The organism is Halomonas sp. TA22 (genome assembly GCF_013009075.1).
Classification (GTDB): Bacteria; Pseudomonadota; Gammaproteobacteria; order Pseudomonadales; family Halomonadaceae; genus TA22.
The window spans coordinates 1,908,553-1,932,124 of sequence record NZ_CP053108.1 but is presented as its reverse complement, the minus strand read 5'-3'; the positions used below and the strand labels follow the sequence as shown (position 1 = coordinate 1,932,124).

At 64.3% G+C, this 23,572-nt stretch carries 27 protein-coding genes; 6 read left to right on the top strand and 21 right to left on the bottom strand.

Annotated features, from left to right (window positions below):
* Nucleotides 1–92: 92 nt before the first annotated feature.
* The 7 genes from HJD22_RS09000 to HJD22_RS08970 form a co-directional block, all read right to left on the bottom strand.
* Nucleotides 93–917 (bottom strand): inositol monophosphatase family protein, encoded by an 825-nt coding sequence (locus tag HJD22_RS09000; RefSeq protein ID WP_208655851.1) that lies wholly within the window; start codon nucleotides 915–917, stop codon nucleotides 93–95.
* Nucleotides 918–1,032: 115 nt separating this feature from the next.
* Entirely contained in the window at nucleotides 1,033–2,730 is a 1,698-nt protein-coding gene (locus HJD22_RS08995) for an iron ABC transporter permease (RefSeq protein WP_208655850.1), read from the bottom strand.
* Nucleotides 2,730–3,695: an ABC transporter substrate-binding protein gene (locus HJD22_RS08990; protein WP_208655849.1), complete on the bottom strand. Its 966-nt coding sequence runs from the start codon at nucleotides 3,693–3,695 to the stop codon at nucleotides 2,730–2,732. The genes HJD22_RS08995 and HJD22_RS08990 overlap by 1 nt, the downstream gene beginning before the upstream one ends.
* Nucleotides 3,696–3,733: 38 nt before the next feature.
* Nucleotides 3,734–4,834, bottom strand: coding sequence for an ABC transporter ATP-binding protein (locus tag HJD22_RS08985; RefSeq protein WP_208655848.1), 1,101 nt, complete (start codon nucleotides 4,832–4,834; stop codon nucleotides 3,734–3,736).
* Nucleotides 4,835–4,849: 15 nt separating this feature from the next.
* Nucleotides 4,850–5,650, bottom strand: coding sequence for a phosphonate ABC transporter, permease protein PhnE (gene phnE, locus HJD22_RS08980; protein ID WP_208655847.1), 801 nt, complete (start codon nucleotides 5,648–5,650; stop codon nucleotides 4,850–4,852).
* Entirely contained in the window at nucleotides 5,607–6,410 is an 804-nt protein-coding gene (phnC, locus tag HJD22_RS08975) for a phosphonate ABC transporter ATP-binding protein (protein ID WP_208655846.1), read from the bottom strand. Before phnC ends, phnE begins: the two co-directional genes overlap by 44 nt.
* Before the next feature lie 31 nt (nucleotides 6,411–6,441).
* Nucleotides 6,442–7,296: a phosphate/phosphite/phosphonate ABC transporter substrate-binding protein gene (locus HJD22_RS08970; protein WP_208655845.1), complete on the bottom strand. Its 855-nt coding sequence runs from the start codon at nucleotides 7,294–7,296 to the stop codon at nucleotides 6,442–6,444.
* A 182-nt stretch (nucleotides 7,297–7,478) separates the two neighbouring features.
* Between HJD22_RS08970 and HJD22_RS08965 the strand changes: the two genes are divergently transcribed.
* From HJD22_RS08965 to HJD22_RS08955, 3 genes are read left to right on the top strand one after another with little or no spacing between them, the layout of a single operon-like run.
* On the top strand, nucleotides 7,479–8,456 hold the full coding sequence (locus HJD22_RS08965; protein WP_208655844.1) for an ABC transporter substrate-binding protein: 978 nt from the start codon (nucleotides 7,479–7,481) through the stop codon (nucleotides 8,454–8,456).
* A 7-nt stretch (nucleotides 8,457–8,463) separates the two neighbouring features.
* Nucleotides 8,464–10,164 (top strand): iron ABC transporter permease, encoded by a 1,701-nt coding sequence (locus HJD22_RS08960; protein WP_248730185.1) that lies wholly within the window; start codon nucleotides 8,464–8,466, stop codon nucleotides 10,162–10,164.
* Nucleotides 10,152–11,183, top strand: coding sequence for an ABC transporter ATP-binding protein (locus HJD22_RS08955; protein ID WP_208655842.1), 1,032 nt, complete (start codon nucleotides 10,152–10,154; stop codon nucleotides 11,181–11,183). The genes HJD22_RS08960 and HJD22_RS08955 overlap by 13 nt, the downstream gene beginning before the upstream one ends.
* Before the next feature lie 261 nt (nucleotides 11,184–11,444).
* Here the strand turns inward: HJD22_RS08955 and HJD22_RS08950 are convergent, their stop codons facing one another.
* From HJD22_RS08950 to HJD22_RS08930, 5 genes are all read right to left on the bottom strand, one after another.
* A complete protein-coding gene (locus tag HJD22_RS08950) occupies nucleotides 11,445–11,921 on the bottom strand; it encodes a YncE family protein (protein WP_208655841.1) in 477 nt (158 codons plus the stop codon).
* A 17-nt stretch (nucleotides 11,922–11,938) separates the two neighbouring features.
* On the bottom strand, nucleotides 11,939–12,103 hold the full coding sequence (locus HJD22_RS08945; protein ID WP_208655840.1) for a hypothetical protein: 165 nt from the start codon (nucleotides 12,101–12,103) through the stop codon (nucleotides 11,939–11,941).
* 165 nt (nucleotides 12,104–12,268) lie between these two features.
* The gene (locus HJD22_RS08940) at nucleotides 12,269–12,487 is read right to left on the bottom strand and encodes a hypothetical protein (RefSeq protein ID WP_208655839.1); all 219 of its coding nucleotides are present in this window, start codon (nucleotides 12,485–12,487) and stop codon (nucleotides 12,269–12,271) included.
* A gap of 136 nt (nucleotides 12,488–12,623) precedes the next feature.
* Nucleotides 12,624–13,259, bottom strand: a complete 636-nt coding sequence (locus HJD22_RS08935; protein WP_248730184.1) for a 2OG-Fe(II) oxygenase — start codon at nucleotides 13,257–13,259, stop codon at nucleotides 12,624–12,626.
* 58 nt (nucleotides 13,260–13,317) lie between these two features.
* Nucleotides 13,318–13,977 (bottom strand): CoA pyrophosphatase, encoded by a 660-nt coding sequence (locus tag HJD22_RS08930; protein WP_208655838.1) that lies wholly within the window; start codon nucleotides 13,975–13,977, stop codon nucleotides 13,318–13,320.
* Between the two features lie 98 nt (nucleotides 13,978–14,075).
* On the opposite strand from HJD22_RS08930, the gene HJD22_RS08925 reads away from it, so the two are divergent.
* A complete protein-coding gene (locus HJD22_RS08925) occupies nucleotides 14,076–14,633 on the top strand; it encodes an NUDIX hydrolase (protein WP_208655837.1) in 558 nt (185 codons plus the stop codon).
* A gap of 20 nt (nucleotides 14,634–14,653) precedes the next feature.
* On the opposite strand, the gene speB is transcribed toward HJD22_RS08925, so the two are convergent.
* The 8 genes from speB to HJD22_RS08890 all read right to left on the bottom strand — a co-directional run bounded on the left by speB (nucleotide 14,654) and on the right by HJD22_RS08890 (nucleotide 20,612).
* Nucleotides 14,654–15,637 carry an agmatinase gene (speB, locus tag HJD22_RS08920; RefSeq protein WP_208655836.1) on the bottom strand — a complete coding sequence of 328 codons (984 nt, stop codon included), beginning with the start codon at nucleotides 15,635–15,637 and terminating at the stop codon, nucleotides 14,654–14,656.
* Nucleotides 15,638–15,652: 15 nt separating this feature from the next.
* The gene (locus HJD22_RS17690) at nucleotides 15,653–15,802 is read right to left on the bottom strand and encodes a hypothetical protein (RefSeq protein WP_248730193.1); all 150 of its coding nucleotides are present in this window, start codon (nucleotides 15,800–15,802) and stop codon (nucleotides 15,653–15,655) included.
* A 4-nt stretch (nucleotides 15,803–15,806) separates the two neighbouring features.
* The gene (locus HJD22_RS08915) at nucleotides 15,807–16,811 is read right to left on the bottom strand and encodes a hydantoinase/carbamoylase family amidase (RefSeq protein WP_217267744.1); all 1,005 of its coding nucleotides are present in this window, start codon (nucleotides 16,809–16,811) and stop codon (nucleotides 15,807–15,809) included.
* Nucleotides 16,811–17,530: a DUF1989 domain-containing protein gene (locus HJD22_RS08910; protein ID WP_208655835.1), complete on the bottom strand. Its 720-nt coding sequence runs from the start codon at nucleotides 17,528–17,530 to the stop codon at nucleotides 16,811–16,813. The genes HJD22_RS08915 and HJD22_RS08910 overlap by 1 nt, the downstream gene beginning before the upstream one ends.
* Nucleotides 17,531–17,553: 23 nt before the next feature.
* Entirely contained in the window at nucleotides 17,554–18,363 is an 810-nt protein-coding gene (locus HJD22_RS08905; protein WP_283101612.1) for an amino acid ABC transporter ATP-binding protein, read from the bottom strand.
* On the bottom strand, nucleotides 18,350–19,051 hold the full coding sequence (locus tag HJD22_RS08900) for an amino acid ABC transporter permease (protein WP_217267743.1): 702 nt from the start codon (nucleotides 19,049–19,051) through the stop codon (nucleotides 18,350–18,352). Before HJD22_RS08900 ends, HJD22_RS08905 begins: the two co-directional genes overlap by 14 nt.
* 9 nt (nucleotides 19,052–19,060) lie before the next feature.
* A complete protein-coding gene (locus HJD22_RS08895; RefSeq protein WP_208655834.1) occupies nucleotides 19,061–19,717 on the bottom strand; it encodes an amino acid ABC transporter permease in 657 nt (218 codons plus the stop codon).
* A 64-nt stretch (nucleotides 19,718–19,781) separates the two neighbouring features.
* Nucleotides 19,782–20,612: a transporter substrate-binding domain-containing protein gene (locus tag HJD22_RS08890; protein WP_208655833.1), complete on the bottom strand. Its 831-nt coding sequence runs from the start codon at nucleotides 20,610–20,612 to the stop codon at nucleotides 19,782–19,784.
* Between the two features lie 148 nt (nucleotides 20,613–20,760).
* Here HJD22_RS08890 and HJD22_RS08885 point away from each other — a divergent pair, with 148 nt between their 5' ends.
* Nucleotides 20,761–21,708, top strand: a complete 948-nt coding sequence (locus HJD22_RS08885; protein WP_208655832.1) for a LysR family transcriptional regulator — start codon at nucleotides 20,761–20,763, stop codon at nucleotides 21,706–21,708.
* Here the strand turns inward: HJD22_RS08885 and HJD22_RS08880 are convergent, their stop codons facing one another.
* Nucleotides 21,709–22,464, bottom strand: coding sequence for an SDR family NAD(P)-dependent oxidoreductase (locus tag HJD22_RS08880; protein WP_208655831.1), 756 nt, complete (start codon nucleotides 22,462–22,464; stop codon nucleotides 21,709–21,711).
* 120 nt (nucleotides 22,465–22,584) lie between these two features.
* Between HJD22_RS08880 and HJD22_RS08875 the strand changes: the two genes are divergently transcribed.
* The gene (locus tag HJD22_RS08875) at nucleotides 22,585–23,535 is read left to right on the top strand and encodes a sugar-binding transcriptional regulator (protein ID WP_208655830.1); all 951 of its coding nucleotides are present in this window, start codon (nucleotides 22,585–22,587) and stop codon (nucleotides 23,533–23,535) included.
* Nucleotides 23,536–23,572: the final 37 nt, after the last annotated feature.

Sequence of the window (23,572 nt, the reverse complement as noted above, 5' to 3'; positions counted from 1 at the left end):
CCAAGATGTCGGTCTTGTGGCGGTTATGTGATGAGATGAGGTCAGGTCGCTGCCATCAAGTGCAGAGGTTTCACCGATCACATGAGAGACGGTTAAGCTTCGATGATCGCGCCGTGCCGACTCTGAATTAGAAGATGTCGTAGCTGCTCGTGGCGTTCCGGGTGTGCTACAACCAGGTTGCACCACGTGTTAGGGGCATGGTTGCCCGCCAGGTCGGTCACCCTGAGGCCTGCCTCCTGAGCAATGACGATGCCGGCGGCGATATCCCACAACTCAAGTCGGGCCCCGTCGTTCCAGAAGGCATCGAAGCGGCCCAGGGCGACATAGGCGATCTCCAGTGCTGCAGAGCCAGGGCTTCTGATACCGGAGACACGAGGCATGAGGGCGGTGAGCTGGCGAAGGCAGACCTCGCAATTGCCCTTGCCGTGGTAGGGAAAGCAGGTTCCCACCAGCATCGCGCAAAGCTCCCGAGCCGGCGGGGTTTGCAAAAGAGTTTGATTGAAAAAGGCCCCTCGTCCCTTGTGAGCCCATAACATCTCGTCGAGTACGGGATGATAGACCACGCCGATGATCAGCTCATCGCCCTTCCTCGCTGCGATCGAGACTGAGAAGTGCGGGATTTTATGCATGAAGTTGTTGGTGCCATCGAGCGGGTCGATGATGACCGTAACGTCGCTTGATTGTGCCGCTGTCGCCCCGCTCTCCTCGCCAATGAACCCCACCTCGGGGTGTGCCCGACGTACGATATCAATGATGGCCCGCTCCGCCGCCCGGTCGTAGTGGGTCACGAAGTCGGAGGCGCCCTTGCACTCGAAATCGATGGCGCTAGCGGCGTGGTAGCCTTCGAGCAGGATTGCCCCTGCTGCCCGGGCGGCGTGTTGCAGGGTGTCGATCATCGCTGTAGTAGCACTTTTCATAGAATTCCCGTTCGGTTTCGGCGGATGAGGTAGCCATGCTGGGCCTGCCCTGAAACGTGCAGGCTCGTAGAACGCATGGCTGGTGCTTTTTAGAACCGCTGATGCTGACAGCAGGCTACCCGGCAATGGGTAGGCGCTTGCGGCTGAATGCGGTCAACGCCACCAGCAGTGCCGTGGTGGTGAAGATCGCCACGGCGCTCATGGCCATGCCGACCCCGGGAGATCCCTGCTCGAACTGGCCGAATACGAAGGTCGAGACCGTGCGCATGCCGGCGGGTGCGACCATCAGCGAGGCCACCAGCTCCCGGGAAGCGATGGCGAACACCAGCAGCATGGAAACGAGCAGGCTCGGCGCCAGGGCCGGCAGCAGGATGCGTTGGAAGGCAGTGAAAAAGCCCGCGCCGCAAACCCGGGCTGCGGCCTCCAGGCTCTCGCCCATCTGGCGAAACGCCGCCGAGGCGTAGCGCACCGGGTAGGGCAGCAGCAGGCAGGCGTAGGCAAGCAGCAGCATGGCACTGGTGTTGTAGACCTGGATCGGCCACCAGGTCTGGTTCCAGGCCAGGATCAGCCCCACCGCCACCACGATGCCAGGCATGGTGTTGGGCAGCAGCGAGAGCAGGTCCAGTAGCCCTTTGCCCCGCAGCCGGGCGCGTACTGCCAAGTAGCCCACCAAGGCGCCCAGCACGCCGGTAATCAGCGCCGCACCGATAGCCAGTCCCAGGCTGGTGGAGAGCGCCTGCAGGGCGCCGCCACGGTTGGCCAGCAGCGCCTCGAAATGGCGCAGCGACAGATTCTCCCAGCTCAGGCCGCCAGAGAGCGTGGCGGTGAAGGCGGTGGCCAGCACGGCGAGCATCGGCACCGCCACGGCGGCCAGTGCCACCAGGGTGAAAACCCCCAGTACCGGCCACTTCCAGGGCCCCAGCTCGGCGCGCTCCACCAGCGCTGGCTTGCCGGTCTGGCTGACGTAGGAACGGCGTGTGACCAGCCAGTGCTGAAGATAGAAGGCGGCCATGGCCAGCATCACCAGCAGCAGCGATAGTACCGCCGCGCCGGGAATGTCGATGGGCCAGTCGGAGAAGCGTTCGTGAATGCCGGTGACCAGCACCGGGAAGCCCGCCTGGGCGCCCAGGGTGGCGGGGGTGCCGAACTCCTCGATGGTCAGGGCGAAGACCAGCAACAGGCTGGCGGCGATGCCGGGTGTGGAGAGCGGCAGGGTGATGCGCCAGAAGGCACGCCAGGGGCCAGCGCCGCAGACGCGGGCGGCGGCGGCGTAGCGGCCGCCGACGCTCATCATGGTGCGCGACACGGCGAAGTAGACCACCGGGAAGACGTTGAGCACCATCACGAAGACGATGCCCGAGAACGAGAACAGGAAATCACTGGCGGAGAGCCCGGTGAGCTGCTCGGAATAGCCTCGTGCCTGAAGGGTCAACATCCACGACAGCGCGGCAATATAGGGTGGAATCATGAAGGGGATCAGGAAGATCAGATCCCAGACGGCGCCACCGGGTACCCGGGTCAGGGCCCGCAGCGCGCCCAGCGGGATGGCGACCAGGGTGCAAGCCAACACAACGGCGATGCCCAGACGCAGGGTGTTGCCCAACAGCCCGAGCAGCGCCGGGTCCGAGAGCAGCGGTACGAACAGGCCGAAGGCACCGGAGAGCTCGCCCCGCGACCAGCCGGGAAAGATGGCCTGCAGCACCACGTAGAGCAGCGGCAGCCCGACCAGCAGCAGCAGGGCAGCCGCTGTCAGCAGCATGACAAGGCCCGCTCCGGTGACCCGGGGCAGTCGCAGGGTGAGGCGTGCAGCCATCAGTTCCCCATGGCCTCGCGGAAGCGGCCAAGGATGGCGTCGCGCTGGGCGTTCATGGCCTCGATGTCTACCTCGATCAGGGTCAGCTCATCGAGACTGGGCCGCAGCGCTTCGATATCGGAGCGAGCCGGCATCAGATAGCTCTCGGCGACGCGTGCCTGGCCCTGCTCGGAGAGCACGAAGTCGATGAACCGCTCGGCCTCGTCAGGCATCGCGGTGGAGGCCAGGATCATCATCGGGCGCGGTGCGATTACGGTGCCGCTCTCCGGGAAGAGCACCTCGATGGCCTCTCCCTCGGCCTGCTGGCCCAGGGAGATGTAGTCCACCGCGCCGAACACCACCGACTTGGCCCCCTGCAGCACCGGATTGAGCGCGCGGGCGTTGGGGCCGGGCACGATCATGCCGTTGTCGGCGAGTCCCTTCATCAGCGTCCAGGTGGCCTCCTCGCCCAGGGCGGTGAGCAGGCCGGTGATCAGCTCGAAGGCGGCGCCGGACTGGGCCGGGTCGGGCATTGTCACCTGGTCGCGGTAGATCGCATCGGTGAGATCGCTCCAGTCGGCGGGAGCCGGCACGTCGCTGTTGCGATTCCACACCAGGGCGAGGGCTGAAACTCCCTGTGCCACGTAGTGGTCGGTCTTGAGGACGTCGGGCACCGTCTCGGCGTTGGGCGAGCGGTACTCGTGCAGCAAGCCTTGGTGGTAAAGCGCCTCGGCACTGTCCCAGGAAGCGGACACCACCACATCGGCCAGCGGGTTGGCCTGCTCGGATTCCAGGCGGGCCATCACCTGGCCGGTGGTGCTCTGGAAGATGTTGACTTCGATGCTGGTTTCCTCGGTGAAGTCGGCGGCGAGGTTCTCGATCAACTCCCCGGGGCCGGCGGAATAGACGGTGAGCGCGCTCGCTGTGGCCAGGGCAGGCAGGGCGAACAGGCAGGCGCCCAGGGCAAGGGGTTTCAAGGCGTGCATTGCAGGCTCCTGGTAGTCGGGTGGAAAGGAGAGGCGAATCAGCCGCTGGCGGTGGCGGCTACGCCAGCGCGTGGCATCAGGTCGAGCAGGCGCTCCTCGGCATCCCAGGCGCGCAGTGCGGTGAAATCGATGTCGATACCCACCTGGCAGCCTCGCTCCGGCGCATGGTCAGCGTGCAGCTTGAGCGTGCTGCCATCGGAGAGGGTGAGCTGCAGTGACAGGTGTTCGCCTTGGAATAAGCGGCCAGTAATGCGTGCGCGCAGCATTCCATTTTCTGGGGCGCAGAGTCGCAGGGCGCGGCGCGGCAGCAGCAGGCGCACTTCGCCCCGGTGACCGCAGGTAGCGCTGAGCGGGAGCTGGGTATCGGCGATGGCCAGGCCCCGGGCGTCGAGCCGGCCGTCGAGCAGTGTGCCGGCGTCCACGAAACTTGCGATGGCCGGTGTGGCCGGGGTATGAAAGAGCGCCTCGGGCGAGTCGACCTGCTGCAGGCGGCCTCGCTGCAGTACGGCGACCCGGTCGGCCAGGGCGAACGCTTCGTGCTGGTCATGGGTGACGAACACCGCAGTCAGGTTGAGTTCCTCGATCAGGCTGCGTATTTCCATGGCCAGGCTTTCGCGCAGCCCCTTGTCGAGGTTGGAGAGGGGCTCGTCCATCAGCAGTAGCCGTGGCTTGGCGACGATGGCCCGGGCCAGAGCCACACGCTGCTGCTGGCCACCGGAGAGTGCGCCGGGAGCGCGCTCGGCGTAGTCGGCAAGCCCCACCAGCGAGAGCGCCCACTCCACTTGGGAGCGCCGAGCGTTGGCTTTCACTCCCTGCATCTCAAGCGGGAAAGCTACGTTCTGGTAAACGCTCATGTGTGGCCAGAGTGCGTAGTCCTGGAAGACCATGCCCAGGCGGCGGCCATTGGGACTCAGGTGACGGCCTGGAGTGGCGACGCACTCACCTTCGAGGTGAACCTCGCCACGATCGATGTCGGTGAGACCAGCAATGCATCGCAGCAGAGTGGTCTTGCCGCAGCCGGAAGGGCCCAGCAGGGCCAGTACCTGGCCACGGGGCAGGGCGAGATCGATGCCGTCTAGGGCCACAGTTTCACCGAAGCGCTTATGCAGACGGTCGATACGCAGCGCAGGCGAGAACATAGGGCGTTGCCTCCCTTATATGACCCGCTTGCGGATCCAGGCGCTGACCTGCTCGACGCCGATCACCACCATCAGTATGGCGAGAATCACGGTGAGGGCCTGGTCGTAGCGGAACAGGTTCATGGCTGCGGAGAGTTCCACGCCAATGCCCCCGGCACCCACCAGACCCAGGACCACGGCGCTGCGTATGGCCTTCTCCACCGAGAACAGGCTGGTAGCCACAAAGGAGGGGGTACATTCGGGGATGATAGCACCGCACACCACGCCACTGCGCGAGGCGCCGGTGGCGGCCAGGGCCTGGCCGGGACCGGGGTCCACCTCCTCGATGCGCTCGGAAAAGAAGCGAGCACAGAAGCCGATGGTGTCCATGATGATCGCCAGTATCCCCGCCAGTGGCCCAAGCCCGATGGCGACCACGAAGATCAGCGCCCAGACCAGGTCAGGCACGGTGCGCAGGGTGGCCACGACGTTGCGGGCGATGACACGCACCACCGGATGGGGGCTGGTATTGCGGGCGCACAGCAGGGCCATGGGCAGGCTCAGGATCACTCCGAATACCACGCCGACAATGGCCATCTGGAAGGTTTCCAGCATGGCTATGCTGATCACGTCCCAGCGGGCGAAATTGGGTGGCATCGCCTCGCCGAAGAAGGTGCCCAGGTTCATCACCCCGCGCAGCAGTCTATCCGGGTGGATGTTGGCGCTGGAAAAGCCGCTGATGAAGAAGGCGGCCAGACCCAGCATCAGAATGAACGCAATGGGGGAAGGGCGCTCAAGCCTGGGCGGCGCGGTGTGGCGGTGTGATGACTCGCTCATCGGTGTCGGCCTCCCTTGGCGTATCGAAGTGATAGAGCGCGGTGATGTCGGCGTCACTGACGTCGGCGGTCGGGCGATCGAAGGCGAGGGTACCAGCCTTAAGGCCGATCAGGCGTTCACCGAACTCTCGGGCCAGCTCGATCTGATGCAGCACGCAGAGTACGGTCATGCCACGCTCGCGCACCACCGACCAGAGCAGTTCCATTACCTCGCGTCCGGCCTTGGGGTCGAGGCTTGCCACCGGCTCGTCGGCAAGCACGATCTCAGCGTCCTGCATCAGCATGCGGGCGATGGCCACGCGCTGCTGCTGGCCACCGGAAAGGGTATCGGTGCGGCGCGACGCCAGGTGCGTCAGGCTCACCCGGTCGAGGGCCCTCATGGCGCGCTGGCGAGACGCAGGACTGGCGGTAAGGGCGTGGCTGGCGAGGATACCGTGGCGTCCCATCAAGCCCAGCAGCACGTTCTGAAGCACCGAGAGGTTACCGACCATGTTGAACTTCTGGAACACGCAGCCGATGCGCTGGCGCAGCGGCCTCAGTTGGCGGCGTGAGGCGCTGGCCAGATCGACGCTGTCGAGTACGAGGCGCCCCGAGGTGGGGCGCTCAAGACCGGTGAGGCACTTCATCAGCGTCGACTTGCCACAGCCGTTGTGACCCAGAATCACTACGCCCTCCCCGGGCGCTACCTCGAACGACAGCCCGTCGAGGGCCCGGGTGCCATCCGGGTAGACCTTGGTCAATGCCTCGATGTCGAGTTGCATGGCAAGACTCCTGCGCTTGGATGTCCTGGGTTCAATCACTCAGTCCGAGCAGAGCGTAGGAGTCGCGCACTATGTCGTACTCGGCGTCATTGACCCGGACCATCTCGGCGCCGAGATACTTGTCGCGTTCACCGGGGGCCAGGATCGCCTGGAGCAGACTCTCGGGATCTGCCATGAAGGCGTCTTGGATCTCGGCTACGCAGTCGGCAGAGAGGTGCGGTCCGGCGACCAAGGGGTCGCCAGGCATGTCCTGGCCGCGGGCGATGATGCGGTAGTTCTCCTCGCCGTGCTGGGCGACGAAGGGGGCAAAGTCGCGCACCCCGGTGCCCACCGCGTCGACTTCGCCCGAAGCCAGCGCCTGCATACGGGCGCCATCGAGCAGCGTGATCTGCAGGTCGCGGTCGATATCCAGGCCGGCCTGGTGCAGCATGTAACTAGGCATGATATGGCCGGTGGTCGAGCCATGGTCCTTCATGGCCACGTGTTTGCCCTTGAGATCATCGAGGCTATCGATACCGCTGTCGTTGGGAGCGATGAACACCGAGTAGTATTCCGGGCGCACGATGGCGGTGATTGGCTGTACACCCGCGACACGCTCGGCCATCAGCACGTACTCGGAGGGGCCAGCCATAACGATGTCGACCTGCTCGAAGCGCAGCGCATTGATCGCCGTGGTGCGATTGCCTGCTGGAAAGAATTCGACCGTCACGCCGAGACGCGACTCGACTTCACCGACAAATTCCTGATAGGCGCGCTGCAGCTCTTCAGTGCCCTCGATACCTGTGTCAGCAAAGCGCAATGTGGAGGGGCAGGACTCGGCGGCCTGAGCCTGGGCAACGCCAGACAGCGTAATGGATGCCAATAAGGGAAGCAGTGGTTTGAGCATGGGAACCCCAGCAGTGATACGCATAAAGTGGGCGTTACTCTGCCAAGGCAAAAAGTCAGCGGGATGACACTTGCAAGACGGTTCCGTTACACCTTCGCTATCGATCGACAGGAAGGCGGGCGTCACAATGTTGTAAAGCGGTGACGCTAGTGTGGAGGGCTGCTTACTCGAAGGAGACCCCCATGACACGCCTCGCTTTGCCTTTCGCTCTGTCTCTTCTGCTGGGCTCTGCCTTGACCCAGGCTCAGGCCGAAACGCTGGTGCTCTACACCAGCCAGCCCAATAGCGATGCCCAGCAGACGGTGGATGCCTTCCAGGCCATACATCCCGAGATCGAGGTCGAGTGGGTACGCGATGGCACACCGAGACTGATGACGCGCCTGCTCTCGGAGCTGCAGGCGGGTGTCGCCAAGCCCGATCTGCTGCTTATCGCCGACAGCGTGACGATGGAGTCGCTCAAGCAGGAGGGGCTGCTGCAGCCCTATCTCAGCGACGCTCGCGAGCACTATTCCCCCGACCTCTACGACGCCGAGGGCTACTATTACGGTACCAAGCTGATCACGACCGGCATCGTCCACCACAACCGCGCCGAGCACGCTCCCACCAGCTGGCAGGAGCTGGCCTCGCCGGAGTATGCCGGGCAGGTGACCATGCCAAGCCCGCTCTACTCCGGTGCGGCACTGATTCACCTGGCGGCGCTGACCGAGGTGCCGGAATTGGGCTGGGACTACTACGAGGCGCTGGCCGCTAACCGCACCGAGGCGCAGGGCGGCAACGGTGGGGTGTTCAATGATGTCGCCTCCGGCGCCAAGCCTTATGGCATCGTGGTCGACTACCTGCCGATCCGCGAGTCCGCCAAGGGCTCGCCGGTCACCTTCGTGTTCCCCGAGGAGGGAGTGAGCGCGGTGACCGAGCCCGTGGCGATTCTCGAAGGTGCCAACAACCCCGAGGCGGCACGCAAGTTCGTCGATTTCCTGCTTTCCAGGCAGGGGCAGCAGCTGGTCAGCCAACAGGGCTACCTGCCGGCGCTGGAAGGCGTCGAACCTCCCGAGGGCTTTCCGGCACGCGACGAGATTACCCTGATGCCGCTGGATGTCGCCCGAACGCTCGAGAACGCCGAGGCGCAGCAGCGCCGCTTCAGTGAGCTGTTCGGTGGCTGAGGTCGGCTTGCGTTCTTTCTCCATCGAAGTGGGCCAGCAGCGCTGGCTATTCTCGTTGCTGCTGGGCTTGGTCGTACTGCTCAGCCTGACGCCCAGCCTGCGGCTGCTGCTGGAGGCATTGCGCGACGTCGATCAGGGCGTCGACTCGCCAGTGTGGCGCGTGCTTACCTCGGCCAGCACCTGGCGGGCTCTGTGGCATAGTCTCTATACCTCGGCTCTGGGCATGCTGATCGCCCTGCTGCTGGGTGGAGTGTTCGCCTTCGTGATCACGCTTACCGATGTGCGCGGAAAGTCGTGGCTGGTGTTCTGCTTCATGCTGCCGATGATGATTCCTCCGCAGATCACCGCGCTGAGCTGGTTGCAGCTGTTCGGCCCGGCCAGTCCACTGCTCAACAGTCTGGGTATCGCCCCTGCGCTGGGCAGTCCCCAGCCGCTCTACTCGGCGCAGGGCATTGGCGTGCTGCTGGGGATCCAGAGCGCGCCGCTGGTGTTTCTGGCGCTGCGCACCAGTCTGCTGTCGCTGCCCCGCGAGCTGGTCGAGGCGGCACGAATCAGTGGTGCAGTCCCGATCCAGGTGTGGTGGCAGATGATCCTGCCGATCTGCCGCAGCGGGCTCATCGCCGGTGGCGCCATGGCCTTTATCTCCAGCCTTGGCAACTTCGGCATACCGGCGATGCTCGGCATTCCTGCCGGCTATTACGTGCTGCCGACGTTGATCTACCAGCGCATGGCCAGTTTCGGTACCGGCGTATTGGCGGAGATGGCAGCACTGTCGCTGCTGATCGGTCTGCTGGCCCTGGCCGGCGTGGCACTGCAACAGCATCTGCTGGGACGCAGTCGCTTCGGCCTGGTGGGTCACAGCGGGCGACCACACGGCTTTGTCCTGGGTCGCTGGCGCGGCGGGGTGGAGGCACTACTGATGGCCGTGCTGGCGGTGATTCTGGTTGCGCCGCTAGCGGCCCTGGCGGTGAGTTCGCTGGTGCCGGCGATGGGAGTGCCATTGACCCTGGAGAGTGCATCGCTCGGCGCCTTCCACGAGATGCTTGGCCGCCAGGGGGTGACACGGCGCGCCATGCGCAACAGCCTGTGGCTGGCCGGTGGCGCGGCATTGGTGCTGATGGCGCTGTGCCTGCCGCTGGCCTATCACCTGCAACGCCTGCCACGACGCTGGCAGGGCATGGTGCTGAGTACCATCGAAGTGCCCTACGCCCTGCCCGGTGTGGTACTGGCGATCGCCTGCATCCTGCTCTTCGTGCGCCCGTTGCCGCTCGTTCATGTCACCCTCTACGGCACGCTCGGCCTGATCTTCATTGCCTACCTGGCGCGCTTTCTGGTGGTGTGCCTCAAGCCGGTGGCCGCGAGCCTCGCCCAGCTAGACCCTTCGCTCGAGGAGGCCGCCCAACTCGCCGGGGCAGGTCCCTGGCGGCGTCTGGCCAATATCGTCTTGCCGCTGATGGCACCCGCGCTGTTTGCCGGCGCCATGCTGGTATTCCTGCTGGCGGTCAACGAACTTACCGTCTCGGCGCTGTTATGGAGCGCAGGCAACGAGACCTTGGGCGTGCTGATCTTCAATCTCGACGAAAGCGGCGAGAGCGTGCTCGCTTCGGCACTGGCAGTGCTGGTGGTGGCCCTGGTGGCGGGGTTGATGCTGGCGTTGAACCTACTGGCATCGCGGCTCCCCAGGGGGGTGATTCCGTGGAAAGACTGATGCTTGAGGGTGTCGACAAGCGATTCGGCGATCATCACGCGGTGCGCTCGCTTTCCCTCGAGATCGAGCCTGGCGAGTTTGTCGCGCTACTGGGTCCCAGTGGCTGCGGCAAGACCACCATGCTGCGCATGCTGGCCGGCTTCGAGCAGCTGTCGTCGGGACGCATCACGTTGGGAGATCGCCTGCTCGCTGACGCAACCCGGCATCTACCACCGGAGCAGCGCAACATGGGCATGGTCTTTCAGAGCTATGCACTGTGGCCGCACATGAGCGTGGCCGACAACGTCGGTTATCCGCTGAAGCTGCGTGGCATCAAGGGTGGCGACTATCGGCGGCAGGTGCGCGACGCGCTGGCACTGGTGGATCTCGAGGCCTATGCCGAGCGCGGCCCTCAGGAACTCAGTGGGGGTCAGCGCCAGCGGGTGGCCCTGGCCCGCTGCCTGGTCACCTCGCCCTCGGTGGTGCTGCTCGACGAGCCGCTGGCCAATCTCGACCGGCACTTGCGCGCCTCGATGGAGGAATGTTTTCGCGACTTCCATCGCCGTACCGGGGCCACCCTGGTCTATGTCACCCATGACCAGGGCGAGGCGATGTCGTTGGCTGGCCGCATCGCCGTGATGCGACAGGGCGAGCTGGTGCAGTGGGCCACGCCCGAGACGCTCTACCGCCAGCCGCGCAGCGAATGGTTGGCCGGATTCATCGGCCAGGGGAGCGTGTTGATACTGCCTGGCGGCACCCCGGGTCAGGCAATCGTCGGCGAACGGCTGATGTCGCTCGCCGGCCAGGCCAGTGTTGCGGGAGGCCAGCGGGTGCTGGTGCGCCCGGAGCACGTCCAGCTGGGGGCCCAGGGGTTGAGCGCCAGGGTCGAGCGCAGCATCTTCCGTGGCGAGCGCTACGACTTGAGCTTGTCTCTGCGCGATCGGACGCCGTTGTTGGCATACTCCCCGCATGCCCTCGCCGAGGGCAGCGAGGTCAAGGTAATGCTCTCCCAGGGGTGGTGTCTTGGCTCGGAAGCATGATGGCTGACAGCGTTCGCTGATATTGCCTGTCATTGATCTGGCTCAAGACTGCTCGGCATGGCGTCGACGAGCGGCTGGCCATGGCACGGCAGATGGGCGCCGACGTCACGCTGGATTTTCGCAAGGTCGATGTGGTTCCGAAATCCACAAGCTCACCGGGGGCCGAGGAGTGGCGCGCTGACGGCAATGAGCCGACACCGCGCCTATGTCTTGCAGCGTCATGCGGCATCGATGGGCATGACAAGCCTTGCGCTCGGTGTGTCAGTTGGCCAGCCAGGTCACGCCGTTGGGCCCCCGGCCGGTTGCATGGGTGGCGACGATGTCACCGATTTCCGGGTCGATGACCGACAACGTATCGTCAAGGAGGCCGGTGACAAAAGCGAAGCGACCGCTGTCATCGACACTCACGCCATGTGCGCCGGCCCCGACCTCGTAAGTGGCGATGACATTCCGGCTGGCGGTGTCGATGACCGAGACACGATTGTCGGACTCGCCTCGGGTACCTTCATTGGCCACTAACATCAGCTTGCCATCCGGGGTGCCATAGACCTGTATCGGCAGGCGATTGACATCTACCATGGCCATCACTTCCCGTGTGGCGGTGTCGATCACGGCAACACGATTTTCGTCACGCAGGCTGACGTAAACCTGGGTACCATCGGCGGTAAAGCCCACCTGTACCGGCGCTTCGCCGACAGCGATGCGGGCCACTTCTTCCCGGGCATTGACATCTATCACTGAAACGCTGCCGTCTGCTACGTTGGCGGCATCGGGTCAGCCAGGCCTACGCTGCTGACCAGCGTCAGGCTGGCGGCGAGCAGCCAGGCAAACATGGGTTTCGGTTGCTTTGCCCTCGTGGTGCTTGAAATGTCATCCGATACGGGGCGGCAGGCAAAGCCGCCTTTGAGAAAAAAGCGCATGATCTCGCTCCTGATCAACGTTAAGACAAGTTCAGTTAGAAGATTGCCGGGCGGCGTAGGCCGCTAACGCTGATCAGGCCCTTGGAGGGCGTTGTGGAGGAAGGGGAGAGTGGGTCACCGAGGCTACGGCAGGCGTGAACGACCGCTCGGCTGATCCGGAGAGGGCTAGCTGTAGCCATGACGACATGGCGCTGCAGTGGGGCAGTGGTGCTCTTCGCCGCCCGCATCGTGCTGAAGCTGAGCCACGGCAGTGCATTCGATAGGGCCGGCATCTGTGGCGGCGTGACTCGTGAGGCTGCTCACCGCCACCATCATCACAAGCAGCAGTGTCACCAGGCGCATGGCTTGGCGAAGATGCCGATGGATAGTGGCGAGTCGAGTCATGGTACTGCCTCTCTGTGCTTGTCATCATCCTAGAGTGATGCGCGCGGCGGTGCATTGCTCTGGCGCAAGAAGCAGCACACGAGGGAACAGCACGCTTGCAAGCCTTCGAGGGGCATGTATTTCCGTTGCCGCTGCATCACTGGGGCGGGTCCACCCGCCCGCCCAGCGAGGCGTTGCGGCGGAACCAGCCGGCGATGCTGGCACGCGGCAGGCGGGTCGGCAGCACTTCGTGGGGGATGGTTTCCGACAGGAAGCAGGCGAAGGTGCCGGCCTCGGGACGAATCCTGGCGATCTCCCTCTCGGGAGCGCCCGGGGCATAGAGCACCATCTCGCCGCCGCCATCCTCGGGCCAGTCGGGGTTGAGGTAGAAGACCGTGGAAATCACGCGGTTGGCTTGCCCTTGAAAGCTGTCGACATGCTTCTTGTAGAAGGTGCCGGGGGGATAGTGGGCGAAGTGAGCCTCGAATTCGAACAGGCCGAGATAAAGCGCCTGGTTGAGCTCGCGCTGCAGGCACAGCATTGCGCTCAGATACTGGCGCTGGGGCAGGCTTGCGCGATCCAGCCAGTGGATGGCATCGCCGCGAATGTCGGGACGCAGGTTGTGCTGGGGGCCGCGTCCGATGCCGGCACTGGCCATCGCATCGTGCTCGGCAAGCGCCATCAACTCGCGATGCAGTGCCTGGCAGAGCATGGCGTCGATGATCCCCTTGCCCACGAACCAGCCATGCTCTACCAGCGCATCGACCAGCGGGGCGAGCTGCTTCTGGTCCACCAGGCCTTCATCGATCAAGGTATTCAGAGGGCATCTCCTGTTCAGCCATGATGGTCACTCAGCCATCAAGGGTGCGATCATCGGGTAGCCCCATGGGGGTGCTTGGCGTGCGTCGGGCCGGACGATAGCGCAGTCGGCTACCGGGTGGCGCGCGTTCGAGGCTCACCGGGCAGCCGAAGCCTTCGGCCAGCAGCTCCACCACCATCATCGCCGAGAGCCCCCAGATCACATGCCCAGCGACATGGTAGCTCGGTACATAGATCGCGCGGCCATCCACTTCGATGACGTCGGTATGCGTACGCAGGTCTTCAAGGAAATGCACAAGCGGCACTTCGAAGATGGCATCCAGCTCGTTGCGGTCGGGATGCAGCGGCAGGTCCGGGGGGATCAGCCCGACATAGGGCGTGACCTTCAGTCCATGTAGGGAGACCACTTCGCTGAGCTGGCTGAGCCGTTCCACCTGGGTGGGGGGGAGAGCGATCTCCTCCTGGGACTCTCTCAGTGCGGTCTGCCACAGATCGGCATCGCCTGGCTCGAATTTGCCGCCAGGAAACGCCACCTGGCCGCTGTGCTGCTTGAGGTGATCGGCACGGCGGGTGAAAAGCAGGGTCGGTTCGGCACGTGTGACGATAGGCATCAGTACCGCGGCTTGGGGCAGATCGAGGATCAATCGACGGGGGCAATGAGCTTGCAGGCGTTCGCGTAGTTTCTCTAACATGGTGTCCACCGGGTTTCATCTCTTGTACCCAGTCGCTGGGCGGGCGTCAAGACGCAGCGTCAGCCATCGCGATGGCTCAGCTCCATCAAAGGAATGCCATGAATTTCTGCAGCCATTGCGGCAAGACCGTCGAGTTCTCCATTCCGGCAGGCGATGACCGGCCGCGCTTCCACTGCCTGTCGTGTGGCACCGTCCACTATCAGAACCCACGTATCGTAGCCGGCACCCTGCCGGTACAGGGCAGCCGAGTGCTGCTCTGCCGACGCGCCATCTCGCCACGCAAGGGGTACTGGACCTTGCCGGCTGGCTTCATGGAGAACGCCGAGACCACCGTGGAGGCGGCGGCGCGGGAGACCCGCGAGGAGGCGTGCGCCGAGGTCGATATCCATGGCCTCTATACGATGATCAACCTGCCGCATATCAATCAGGTCTACATGATCTTTCTTGCCGATCTCAAGGGCGGCTTCGATATCGGGCCGGAGAGCCTCGAGGTGGCCCTGTTCGAGGAGACGGAGATCCCCTGGGAGGAGATTGCCTTCCCGACCATCGAGCGCACCCTGCGCCATTTCTATGCCGACCGGCGCACAAACGATTTCCCACTGCGTATCAGCGATATCACCGCAGAAGATCGCGAACGCTACTTCGGCAGTGCCTGACGCGTTTCATGACAGGCGCTTCAGCGCCGCGCCATGCGAGCCTCGGCAAGCAGGCAGAGCAACTCGAACATCATGGTCGCGCCGACCAGGGCGGTCGTTCCGCTGGGGTCGAAGGGAGGGGAGACCTCGACCACATCGGCACCGATCAGGTTCAGGCCCTTGAACCCTCGCAGCAGTTGCTGTGCCTGCAGCGAGGTCATCCCGCCGATCTCGGGTGTGCCTGTGCCGGGCGCGAACGCCGGGTCGAGACTGTCGATGTCGAACGATAGATAGACCGGCGCGTCGCCGATCACCTGGCGCGCTTCCGCTACCGCTGCCTGCACGCCCAGCGCATCGAACTCCTCCATGAACATCACGCGCATGCCCTTCTCCATGGAGTAGTCCCACCCCTCCGGGGTCGTCTGGGCACCGCGAATACCGATCTGGATGGTACGCCGAGGGTCGATAAGTCCTTCCTCGCAGGCGAGGCGAAAGGGACCTCCATGGTGAAGCCTGGTGCCCTTGAACTCATCCCAGGTGTCGGTATGGGCATCGATATGGATCAGCCCTATCGGGGTCTCGCTCACCAGCCCCTTGAGGATAGGATAAGTCACCGAATGGTCGCCGCCGGCGCTCAGCGGCACCACGCCGGCTTCGGCTAGCCGACGGTAGAAGGCTGTGATATCGGTGGAAACCTTGTCGAGATCGTAGGGCGAGGCGAAACGCACGTCGCCGACATCCGCCACCCGGCACAGCTCGAATGGATTCACGCGGCTGACATGGTGGATGGTGCGCATCATGCTCGACATGTTGCGGATCTCGCGTGGACCATGACGTGCCCCCGGGCGGTTGCTGACGCCCCCGTCGAAGGGAATGCCGACCAGGGCGATATCGAGCGCTTCCAGATGCTCGGCCAGCGGTGCGCGCATGAATGTCGGAATGCCGGTATAGCGCGGCTCGAGCTGAGGTGAATATGCTTCGCCGGTCACTGTTGTGCGGCGATGGTTGTCTGCTGAACTGTTCATCATCGGCTCCTGGGGTCATTGCGCAAGTCGCAGCAGGCTCTCTGCCAATAGCCGAGCTCCCGCTGCCGCATCGCCTGGCTGGATGCACTCCGCCGGATGATGGCTGATGCCGGCCTGGCAGGGAATGAATATCAACCCGGTAGGGCAGTGGCGGGCAAGGTGGATGGCGTCATGGAAGGCGCCCGATACCAGTCTGGGCGCGTCGAGTTCGAGCCTCTCGGCGCAGCCGGAAGGTGGTCGTCAGGCTGTCGAGTGTCGCCGCTTCGGGGTGGCGCAGGTCGATGCTGAAGGTGACTCGATCTGGGATGGTATTCACCGAGCCGGGGCTGACCGTGAACTTGCCGATGGTGAAACGTACCCGGTCCTCGGCGTCACGCGCCGCTTCTCTCAGCGAGGCGATCAGGGCACAGGCCCCCTCCAGTGCGTCCTGGCGCATGGCGCGTGGGGTGGTGCCGGCATGGTTGGCATAGCCAATGACCGTCACCTCGAACCAGCTCACTCCCTGAATACCCTCGACAATGCCCACGGCGGCACCGGCGTGCTCGAGGATCGGTCCCTGCTCGATGTGCAGCTCGACGAAGGCGTGCATCGGTGTGGTCAGCGGGTGGCGTGGCACGCCGGCCGCCTCCATCGCGGCCAGGCAGTCATCCAGGGCGGGGCAGTCATCCAGGGCGGTGCCGAAGCATACTCCCTCGGCATCGCTCTGGGCGCGGGTCTCGGCAAGCCCCCGTACCCCGCAGAACACCGCCGAGCCCGAGGTGCCCGGGGAGAAGCGAGCTCTCTCCTCATTGGTCCAGCTGACCAGCGAGAGGGGACGACGCGGGATAATGCCGGCGTCCTTGAAGGCGCGCAGCGCCTCGAGACCGGCGAGCACGCCAAGTGCGCCGTCGTACTTGCCGCCAGCAGGCTGGCTATCGAGATGACTGCCGGTGACCACCGGTTCAAGCCCAGCCTCGCTGCCGGGCAGGTCGAGAAACACGTTGCCCACGGCGTCGACACTGGCGGTGGCGCCGAGGGAGGCGGCCTGCTCGACCAGCCACAGGCGCGCACGAATGTCATGCTCATCCAGGGCAAGACGTGCCACGCCACCATCGTCGCGAGCGCCAATCCTGGCGAGAGCCTGCAGGTCCGCCCATAGGCGTGCCTCGCTGATCGCTGCAGCGAGATCGGCCATCAGGCCAATACCTCGAAGTGCACCTCGACCGGCACACACTCCGCGCCATTGATGGGGATGATGTCCTGCGGGCAGGAGGACATGACGACGATGCAGTCCATCTCGGCACGCAGGTCGACGTAATCTCCCGGCTTGGAAACCGGCGGGCACCAGTCGACCTTCATCTGCTCGTCGACTGGAATATTCATCCACAGGTTCAGCGGTTGCGGGACCTCCGGGGCATCGATGCCGATCGCCTTGAGTGCCATGCGCAGGTTGTCGGCGCAGCTGTCGTGGTAGCCCTCGACACCCAGCGTCATATAGCGGAACAGGTCGCAGGCGGCCATCAGAGTGTCGTGGATGCCCGGCGAGGTATCCGCGACCAGGGTCATGATCGGGCGGCGCCGATTGCTCATCAGCGGATCGCCGATCCGAGGAATCAGTCCGCTGAGCCAGGCGCGGCCGTGCTCCCAGGACATGAACTCATTGAGGTTGGCGGTGCTGAAGGCCCAGGTATCGCAGACCTGGGTACCCTGGGTATTGATGATGCGGAGGGTCTGGCCGGCCTTGAGGCGTACGGCACGCCCGCAGCGCGCCGCGACTTCATAGCGCTTGCCCAGTTCCGGCGTGCCATCCGCCGATATCGGTGTCTCGAGGGTGCGATTGTGGCCACAGGGCTCGCTGTTACTGCGTGGCAGCTGGTCGATGCGGGCATGGTCGAACAAGGTGTCGGTGGTCATGAGGGGCTCCAGAGGTTATGACATCAGTCGAGGTGGCGTTCCCGCCAGGTATTGAGAAACTGCTTGAGGCGCTCGCTGCGGGGTTGGCGAAAGAGGTTGGCCGGGGGGCCGCTCTCGACGACCCGGCCTTGGTCCATGAATACCACCCGGTCGGCAACGTGGGCGGCGAAGCCCATCTCGTGGGTGACGATGACCATGGTCATGCCATCGGCGGCGAGCTTTTTCATCACATCGAGCACCTCGCCCACCAGCTCGGGATCGAGGGCGGAAGTGGGCTCGTCGAAGAACATCACCCGCGGCTTCATCGCCAGCGCCCGGGCGATCGCCACTCGCTGTTTCTGGCCGCCGGAGAGACTTTCGGGATAATGACCGGCGCGCTCGGCCAGCCCGACTCGCTCAAGCATCGCCAGGCCTTCGGCTTCGGCATCACGGCGCGACAGCCGGTTGACCAGCCGCAGTGCCTCGCTGACATTCTCCACTGCCGTGCGGTGAGGCCAGAGATGAAAGTGCTGGAAGACCATGCCGACTGGTGCGCGCACTTCGTCGATGCGCCTTTCGCGGGCGCGCACCCGCATGCCGCCACGCTCCTCATAGCCGAGCAACTGCCCATCGATATAGACGCTGCCATCGTCATAGGGCTCGAGAAAGGCCAGGCAGCGCAGCAGCGTCGACTTGCCGGAGCCCGACGGGCCAATCACGCAGACCACCTCTGAGGTGTCGAGGGCGAAGTCGATGTCGCTGAGCACCTGGAGATCGCCAAACCGCTTGCCGATGCCGCGCGCCTCGACGATGGGTGAAGTCGAAGGTGAGGGTGAGGCGTCAGCCATGGTCATGGAAGGAGGCTCCTTGAGTGTGGGTGACAGGGCGTGGCCGACGATTGGCCAGGCGCTTCTCCAGCCGGTAGCCGCTGCGTGCAATGATCTCGATGATCAGCCAGTAGAGCAGCGCCACGGTGACGTAGGGCTCGATCACGCTGAACGTCTGATTGACGATGGTGGTGGCATTCTTGGTCAGGTCGTCCACTGAGATGATCGAGATCAGCGCCGACTCCTTGACCAGGATGATCAGCTGGTTGGTCCCCGGCGGCACGATCAGGCGCAGCATCTGGGGTATCTGGATGCGGACCAGTGCCTGCAGGCGCGAAATGCCGAGCATGCGAGCCACCTCGAGCTGGCCGCGAGAAACAGCCTTGAAGCCGCTGCGGTAGATTTCGGCGAAATAACCGGCGCCATACAGCCCGATACCGGTGACGCCGGCGATCTCGGCATCCAGGCGCAGGCCGATGCTGGGGCCGCCATAATAGAGCAGGAACAGCAGTACCAGCAGTGGAACGCCACGACATGTCTCCACATAACAGGCCACTGGCCAGGCGAACAGGCGTGGGTTGGAGAGGCGTAGGGCGGCCAGTGCCAACCCCAGCGACAGTGCCACCAGGCACCCAAGGAAACAGATCCACACGGTATTCCAAAGCCCTTGCAGAATCAGTCCACGCATCTCGTAGATCAGCATGAAATCAAACATCGTCGATTCTCACTCCGTGGCCAGGCCGCCGGCGGTGCGGCGTTCGAGATAGGCGCTCAGCCGGGCCAGCACCAGGTTGACCGCCAGATAGAGCAGGGCGGCGGCGAGGTAGGTCTCCAGCGGCTGAAACGTGCGCGAGGCGATCTGCTCGCTGACGCGCATCAGCTCGGTGACGGCGATTACCGAGATCAGCGATGAGTTCTTGAGAATGGTGATGACTTCGTTGGTCAAGGGCGGCAGCGTCAAGCGGAACACCTGGGGCATGACGATGCAGCGTCGCGTCTGCCATCGAGAGATTCCCGCCATGCGCGCGGCCTCGACCTGCCCCTGGGGAATATGCGCAATGCCGCTTCTGAAGATTTCCGCCTGGAAGGCGGCGGTATTCAGGGTCAGCGTCAGGATCGCCGCGCTCATCGGCGAGACTTCGATACCGGTTTCCGGCAGCAGATAGTAGACCAGCAGCAGCTGCAGCAGGATCGGCGTACCGCGCCAGAAGCTGCGGTAGAGTCCGCAGGGCCAGCGCAGCCAGCGGCTGCGGCTGGTCAGGCCGAAGGCCAGCAATACCCCAAGCATCAGCCCCAGCGCGATGGCCGATAGCGATACCGTCAAGGTGGTGGCCAGCCCCCTGAGCAGGGCAGGATAGTGATTGAACAGAATCTCGAGCATGCGGCACCTGTCGAGAGAAGTGATGACGGGGGCAGCCAGCGGCAGGCCGCCCCGCGCCTCCTGGTCAGTTCGCGTCTGGCAGCTCCAATGGCAGCTCCATGGGCGCACCGAACCACTTCTCCTGAAGCTCGGCCAGGGTGCCATCCTCGTTCAGGCGCCGAATCTGCTCGTCCATGAAGGCATTGAGGCTTGCGCTCTGTGCGTCTCGACGCCCCGCCCAGCTGAAGTAGACCGGTTCGCCAAAGGTGCCCACCACTTCGAAGACATCGGGACGGGTGCGCTCGGCCTCCAGCAGGTTGGGCAGGCTGTTGATCACCACATCGACGCGCCCGGTGCCGAGCTCGGCGTAGGCCTCGTCCACGCCGGTGTAGGTGCGAATGTTCGCAACCGGGGTGCCTGCCGCCTCGAGCTGTGCTGCCAGCGCTTCCAGCGCAGCGAGCTGGGCCGAGCCGGACTGCGCCGCGGCGACCTTGCCGGCGATATCCTCGGGCGCGGAGATGCTCTCCTCCCCGGCGCGCTTGAGTATCGCCATGGTGGCATCGGCAATCGGTGCGCTTAAGTGATAGCGCTCCATGCGTTCGGGCGTGGCCGTCACCGAGGTGATCACGTAATCGAAGCGGCTGCGTTCGAGGCCGGGCAGGATGCCCTGCCATGGCAGGTCCATGCGGATCAGCTCGACGTCTTCAAGCTCGGCCATGATGTGCTCCATGATGTCGGCCGAATAGCCGATGATCTCGCCATCCTCGATGTACTCGAAAGGCGCGAAACGTGCCTCGGTCCCCACGGTGAAGGTACCTTCGCTCTTGATCTCCTCGAGCAGGTCGTCGGCCTGAGCGTTGCTTGCGATGCCGCTACAGAGCAGCAGGCCGGCGGCGATGGAAGTCATGCGTTTCATGGATACGCCCTCTTGTTGTGATGGGATGCAGCAGGTGGGAACCGCATGGTCATGAGTTAAGCAGGAGGCATGCTGCAATAAAATTGATATATTTTGCTGTTCACTCCCGAAAAAACGTTGCAATTACGCACTGACATGGGGCATGCCGATGAAGCTCGCATCTGCCGATCTGAAGAGTCTCGGGGTCTTTCTGGCAGTTGCCGAACACCGTGGCTTCGCCGGTGCCCAGACGGCACTGCACATGAGCCAGTCTGCGGTCAGCTTTCATGTGCGGGCGCTGGAGGAGCGGGTAGGGTTCACCGTCTGCCGCCGGGGGCGGCAGGGATTCGAGCTCACCGACCGGGGCATTATCCTCTTCGAGCGAGGCAAGCGGCTGTTGGCCTCGGTAGATGATTTCGACAGCGAGATGAGCGAACTCAAGAGTACCGTCTACGGAACCCTGAGGCTCGGTATCGTCGACAACACCATCATGGATGTCGATCTTGCGCTACAGAGCGTGATCGGCGAGTTCCTGCGCAAGAATCCCAAGGCTCGTCTCAATATCACCGTGGGCAGTCCGGACCAGCTGATCGGCGAGATCGCCAGCGGCGAGTTGCAGCTTGGCATCCTGCCGGAAACCACGCAGATGGCGGGGCTGCAGCATCGAAGGATCTATACCGAGCGTCACGGCATCTACTGCGCCTCGTCGCACCCGCTGTTCGAACGTGACGGCAACGGCGTGACGGTGGAGGAGATCGTCGAGCACCCTTTTGTGGTGCGGCCCTATGCCAATCTGCAGGAACTCGGCAGCTTTCCCGGCGCTAGGGTCGGCGCCCATGCCTCCAACATGGAGGCCCAGGCGCTGCTGATTCTCAGCGGCCACTTCATCGGCAACCTGCCCAACTACTATGCTGATCACTGGGTGGCGCGGGGTGAGCTCAAGGCATTGCTGCCTGATCGGGTCAGCATCGCCTCGCCGTTCTGCGTGGTGACTCGTGCGGGGAGGCGGCCGTCGCTGATCGTGCGTAACTTCATCCAGGAGCTGATCGCTCATCTGTGGCAGCAGTCGCATCTCGCTGCAGCAGGCGATCCGCCGGGCGCCGCGCCTGCCAAGTGATTACTCCCGCTCGATGGTGAACGGCGACCAGCTCTGGGTGGTGGGCATGATCTCCAGTCGGTTGATGTTGATGTGCGCCGGCAGGCTGGCGACATAGAAGATCTGCTCGGCGATATCCTCAGGCTGTAGCGCATTGGCCCCCTGGTAGAGCGCCTGCGACGCCTCTTCATTGCCCTTGGAGCGCACCAGCATGAACTCGGTCTCGGCCATGCCCGGGGCGACGTCGGTGACACGCACGCCGGTGCCTTTCAGGTCGCAGCGCAGATTCAGGCTGAACTGCTTGACGAACGCCTTGGTTGCGCCATAGACGTGGCTGCCTGGATAGGGATAGCTGCCCGCCACCGAGCCGAGATTGACGATGCTCGCTCCTTTGCCGGTCTCGATCAGCAGCGGCAATACCGCATGAGTGACATTGACCAGACCGGTGATGTTGGTATCGATCATGGTGTGCCAGTCCGCCAGATCGACCTGCTGGGCCGGCTCAAGCGCCAGTGCCAGGCCGGCATTGTTGACCAGGCAGGCGATCTGGCGAAACTCGCCTGGCAGCGCCTCGACTGCCTCGCTTACCGCCTTGGCATCGCGAACGTCCAGCGCCAGGGTAAACACTTCGACCCTGTCGTCGAGCTCCCGCTTGATGGCCTCGAGACGCTCGCTGCGCCGCCCCGTCAGGATGAGCGACCAGCCGGCCTCGGCGAAGCGATAGGCGGCGGCACGGCCGAAGCCGGACGTGGCGCCGGTGATCATGACGATGGGCATGCTGAACTCCTTGAGCAATGGGCGCGACTGGCGGCCTCTGCCACCATCTGCGCGTTTGTGGATACCGAACAGCTTTGTATGATGACGAGGAAATCGCCAATGGCCTAGAGGGAAGTTGCCGTGGACAAGTTCGAGGTGAAGCTGGATCAGGCGGCAAGGGCGGCATGGATGTCCTACGTGGGTGGCATGACCCAGGACGAGATCGCCAACCAACTTGGCGTGTCGCGGCCAGGCGTCCAGCGGTTGCTGGCGCTGGCGCGTCAGGAGGGGCTGGTCAAGGTGCATATCGATCACCCTATCGCCACCTGCATGACCATGGCGAACGCGATTCGCGCCCGTTTCGGGCTGGAGTACTGCGATGTGGTACCGGCGGATAGCGCGGCTCATGATGGCGCCGCCTCCTATCTCGCGGTGGCAGGGGCCGAGCGCATCGCGCGGCTGGTGGAGCGCAGCGAGCCGCTGACGCTGTCGCTGGGCACCGGGCGCTCGGTACGCGCCGCCGTGGAGGCGCTGAGTCGTGTCGAGCGCAGCCAGCACCGCTTCGTCTCGTTGGTCGGCAACGTCGCGCGGGATGGCTCGGCCAACCGCTACGACGCGGTCATGGTGCTGGCCGACAAGACCGGCGGCGAGCGTTTCCTGCTCCCGGCGCCGGTGGTCGCCGAGTCGGTCGCCGAGAAGGAGGCGATGCTCGCTCAGCGTCTGTTTCAGGCCATCGCCGAGGTGGCGCGCCAGGCCGAGGCGGCCTTCATCGGGGTCGGTCGTATCGACAGGCAGGCGACGCTGTTTCAGGATCACTTCATCAGCGAAGGCGAACTCGACGAGCTGCTGGGCCTGGAGGCCGTCGGCGAACTGCTCGGCTGGCCGCTGAATCGCCAGGGAGAGGTGATCGACTGCTCGATCACCCGGCGCGTGACCAGCCTGCCGCTGGAGATGTTCGGCAATCAGGCGATGGTGGCACTGGCGGGCGGTCGCGACAAGGCACCGGCCATCCTGGCGGCGTTGAGCGGTGGTTGGCTGAAGGGCCTGATCACCGATGAAGTGGCGGCGAGGCATATCGTCGAGGCCATATGAAGCCATCCTTGGCGCGCTGCAATATGCGTGCGACATG

Bases quoted from the DNA above. Each gene is read 5' to 3' on its own strand.
- HJD22_RS08885 (WP_208655832.1), top strand. From the start codon at position 20,761: ATGAAGCTCGCATCTGCCGATCTGAAGAGTCTCGGGGTCTTTCTGGCA.
- HJD22_RS08890 (WP_208655833.1), bottom strand. From the start codon at position 20,612: ATGAAACGCATGACTTCCATCGCCGCCGGCCTGCTGCTCTGTAGCGGC.
- HJD22_RS08895 (WP_208655834.1), bottom strand. From the start codon at position 19,717: ATGCTCGAGATTCTGTTCAATCACTATCCTGCCCTGCTCAGGGGGCTG.
- phnC (WP_208655846.1), bottom strand. From the start codon at position 6,410: ATGCAACTCGACATCGAGGCATTGACCAAGGTCTACCCGGATGGCACC.
- HJD22_RS08940 (WP_208655839.1), bottom strand. From the start codon at position 12,487: ATGACTCGACTCGCCACTATCCATCGGCATCTTCGCCAAGCCATGCGC.
- HJD22_RS08925 (WP_208655837.1), top strand. From the start codon at position 14,076: ATGAATTTCTGCAGCCATTGCGGCAAGACCGTCGAGTTCTCCATTCCG.
- HJD22_RS08995 (WP_208655850.1), bottom strand. From the start codon at position 2,730: ATGGCTGCACGCCTCACCCTGCGACTGCCCCGGGTCACCGGAGCGGGC.
- HJD22_RS08915 (WP_217267744.1), bottom strand. From the start codon at position 16,811: ATGGCCGATCTCGCTGCAGCGATCAGCGAGGCACGCCTATGGGCGGAC.
- HJD22_RS08930 (WP_208655838.1), bottom strand. From the start codon at position 13,977: ATGTTAGAGAAACTACGCGAACGCCTGCAAGCTCATTGCCCCCGTCGA.
- HJD22_RS09000 (WP_208655851.1), bottom strand. From the start codon at position 917: ATGAAAAGTGCTACTACAGCGATGATCGACACCCTGCAACACGCCGCC.
- phnE (WP_208655847.1), bottom strand. From the start codon at position 5,650: ATGAGCGAGTCATCACACCGCCACACCGCGCCGCCCAGGCTTGAGCGC.
- HJD22_RS08880 (WP_208655831.1), bottom strand. From the start codon at position 22,464: ATGCCCATCGTCATGATCACCGGCGCCACGTCCGGCTTCGGCCGTGCC.
- HJD22_RS08910 (WP_208655835.1), bottom strand. From the start codon at position 17,530: ATGACCACCGACACCTTGTTCGACCATGCCCGCATCGACCAGCTGCCA.
- HJD22_RS08970 (WP_208655845.1), bottom strand. From the start codon at position 7,296: ATGCTCAAACCACTGCTTCCCTTATTGGCATCCATTACGCTGTCTGGC.
- HJD22_RS08900 (WP_217267743.1), bottom strand. From the start codon at position 19,051: ATGTTTGATTTCATGCTGATCTACGAGATGCGTGGACTGATTCTGCAA.
- speB (WP_208655836.1), bottom strand. From the start codon at position 15,637: ATGAACAGTTCAGCAGACAACCATCGCCGCACAACAGTGACCGGCGAA.
- HJD22_RS08985 (WP_208655848.1), bottom strand. From the start codon at position 4,834: ATGTTCTCGCCTGCGCTGCGTATCGACCGTCTGCATAAGCGCTTCGGT.
- HJD22_RS08945 (WP_208655840.1), bottom strand. From the start codon at position 12,103: ATGCGCTTTTTTCTCAAAGGCGGCTTTGCCTGCCGCCCCGTATCGGAT.
- HJD22_RS08965 (WP_208655844.1), top strand. From the start codon at position 7,479: ATGACACGCCTCGCTTTGCCTTTCGCTCTGTCTCTTCTGCTGGGCTCT.
- HJD22_RS08990 (WP_208655849.1), bottom strand. From the start codon at position 3,695: ATGCACGCCTTGAAACCCCTTGCCCTGGGCGCCTGCCTGTTCGCCCTG.
- HJD22_RS08905 (WP_283101612.1), bottom strand. From the start codon at position 18,363: ATGACCATGGCTGACGCCTCACCCTCACCTTCGACTTCACCCATCGTC.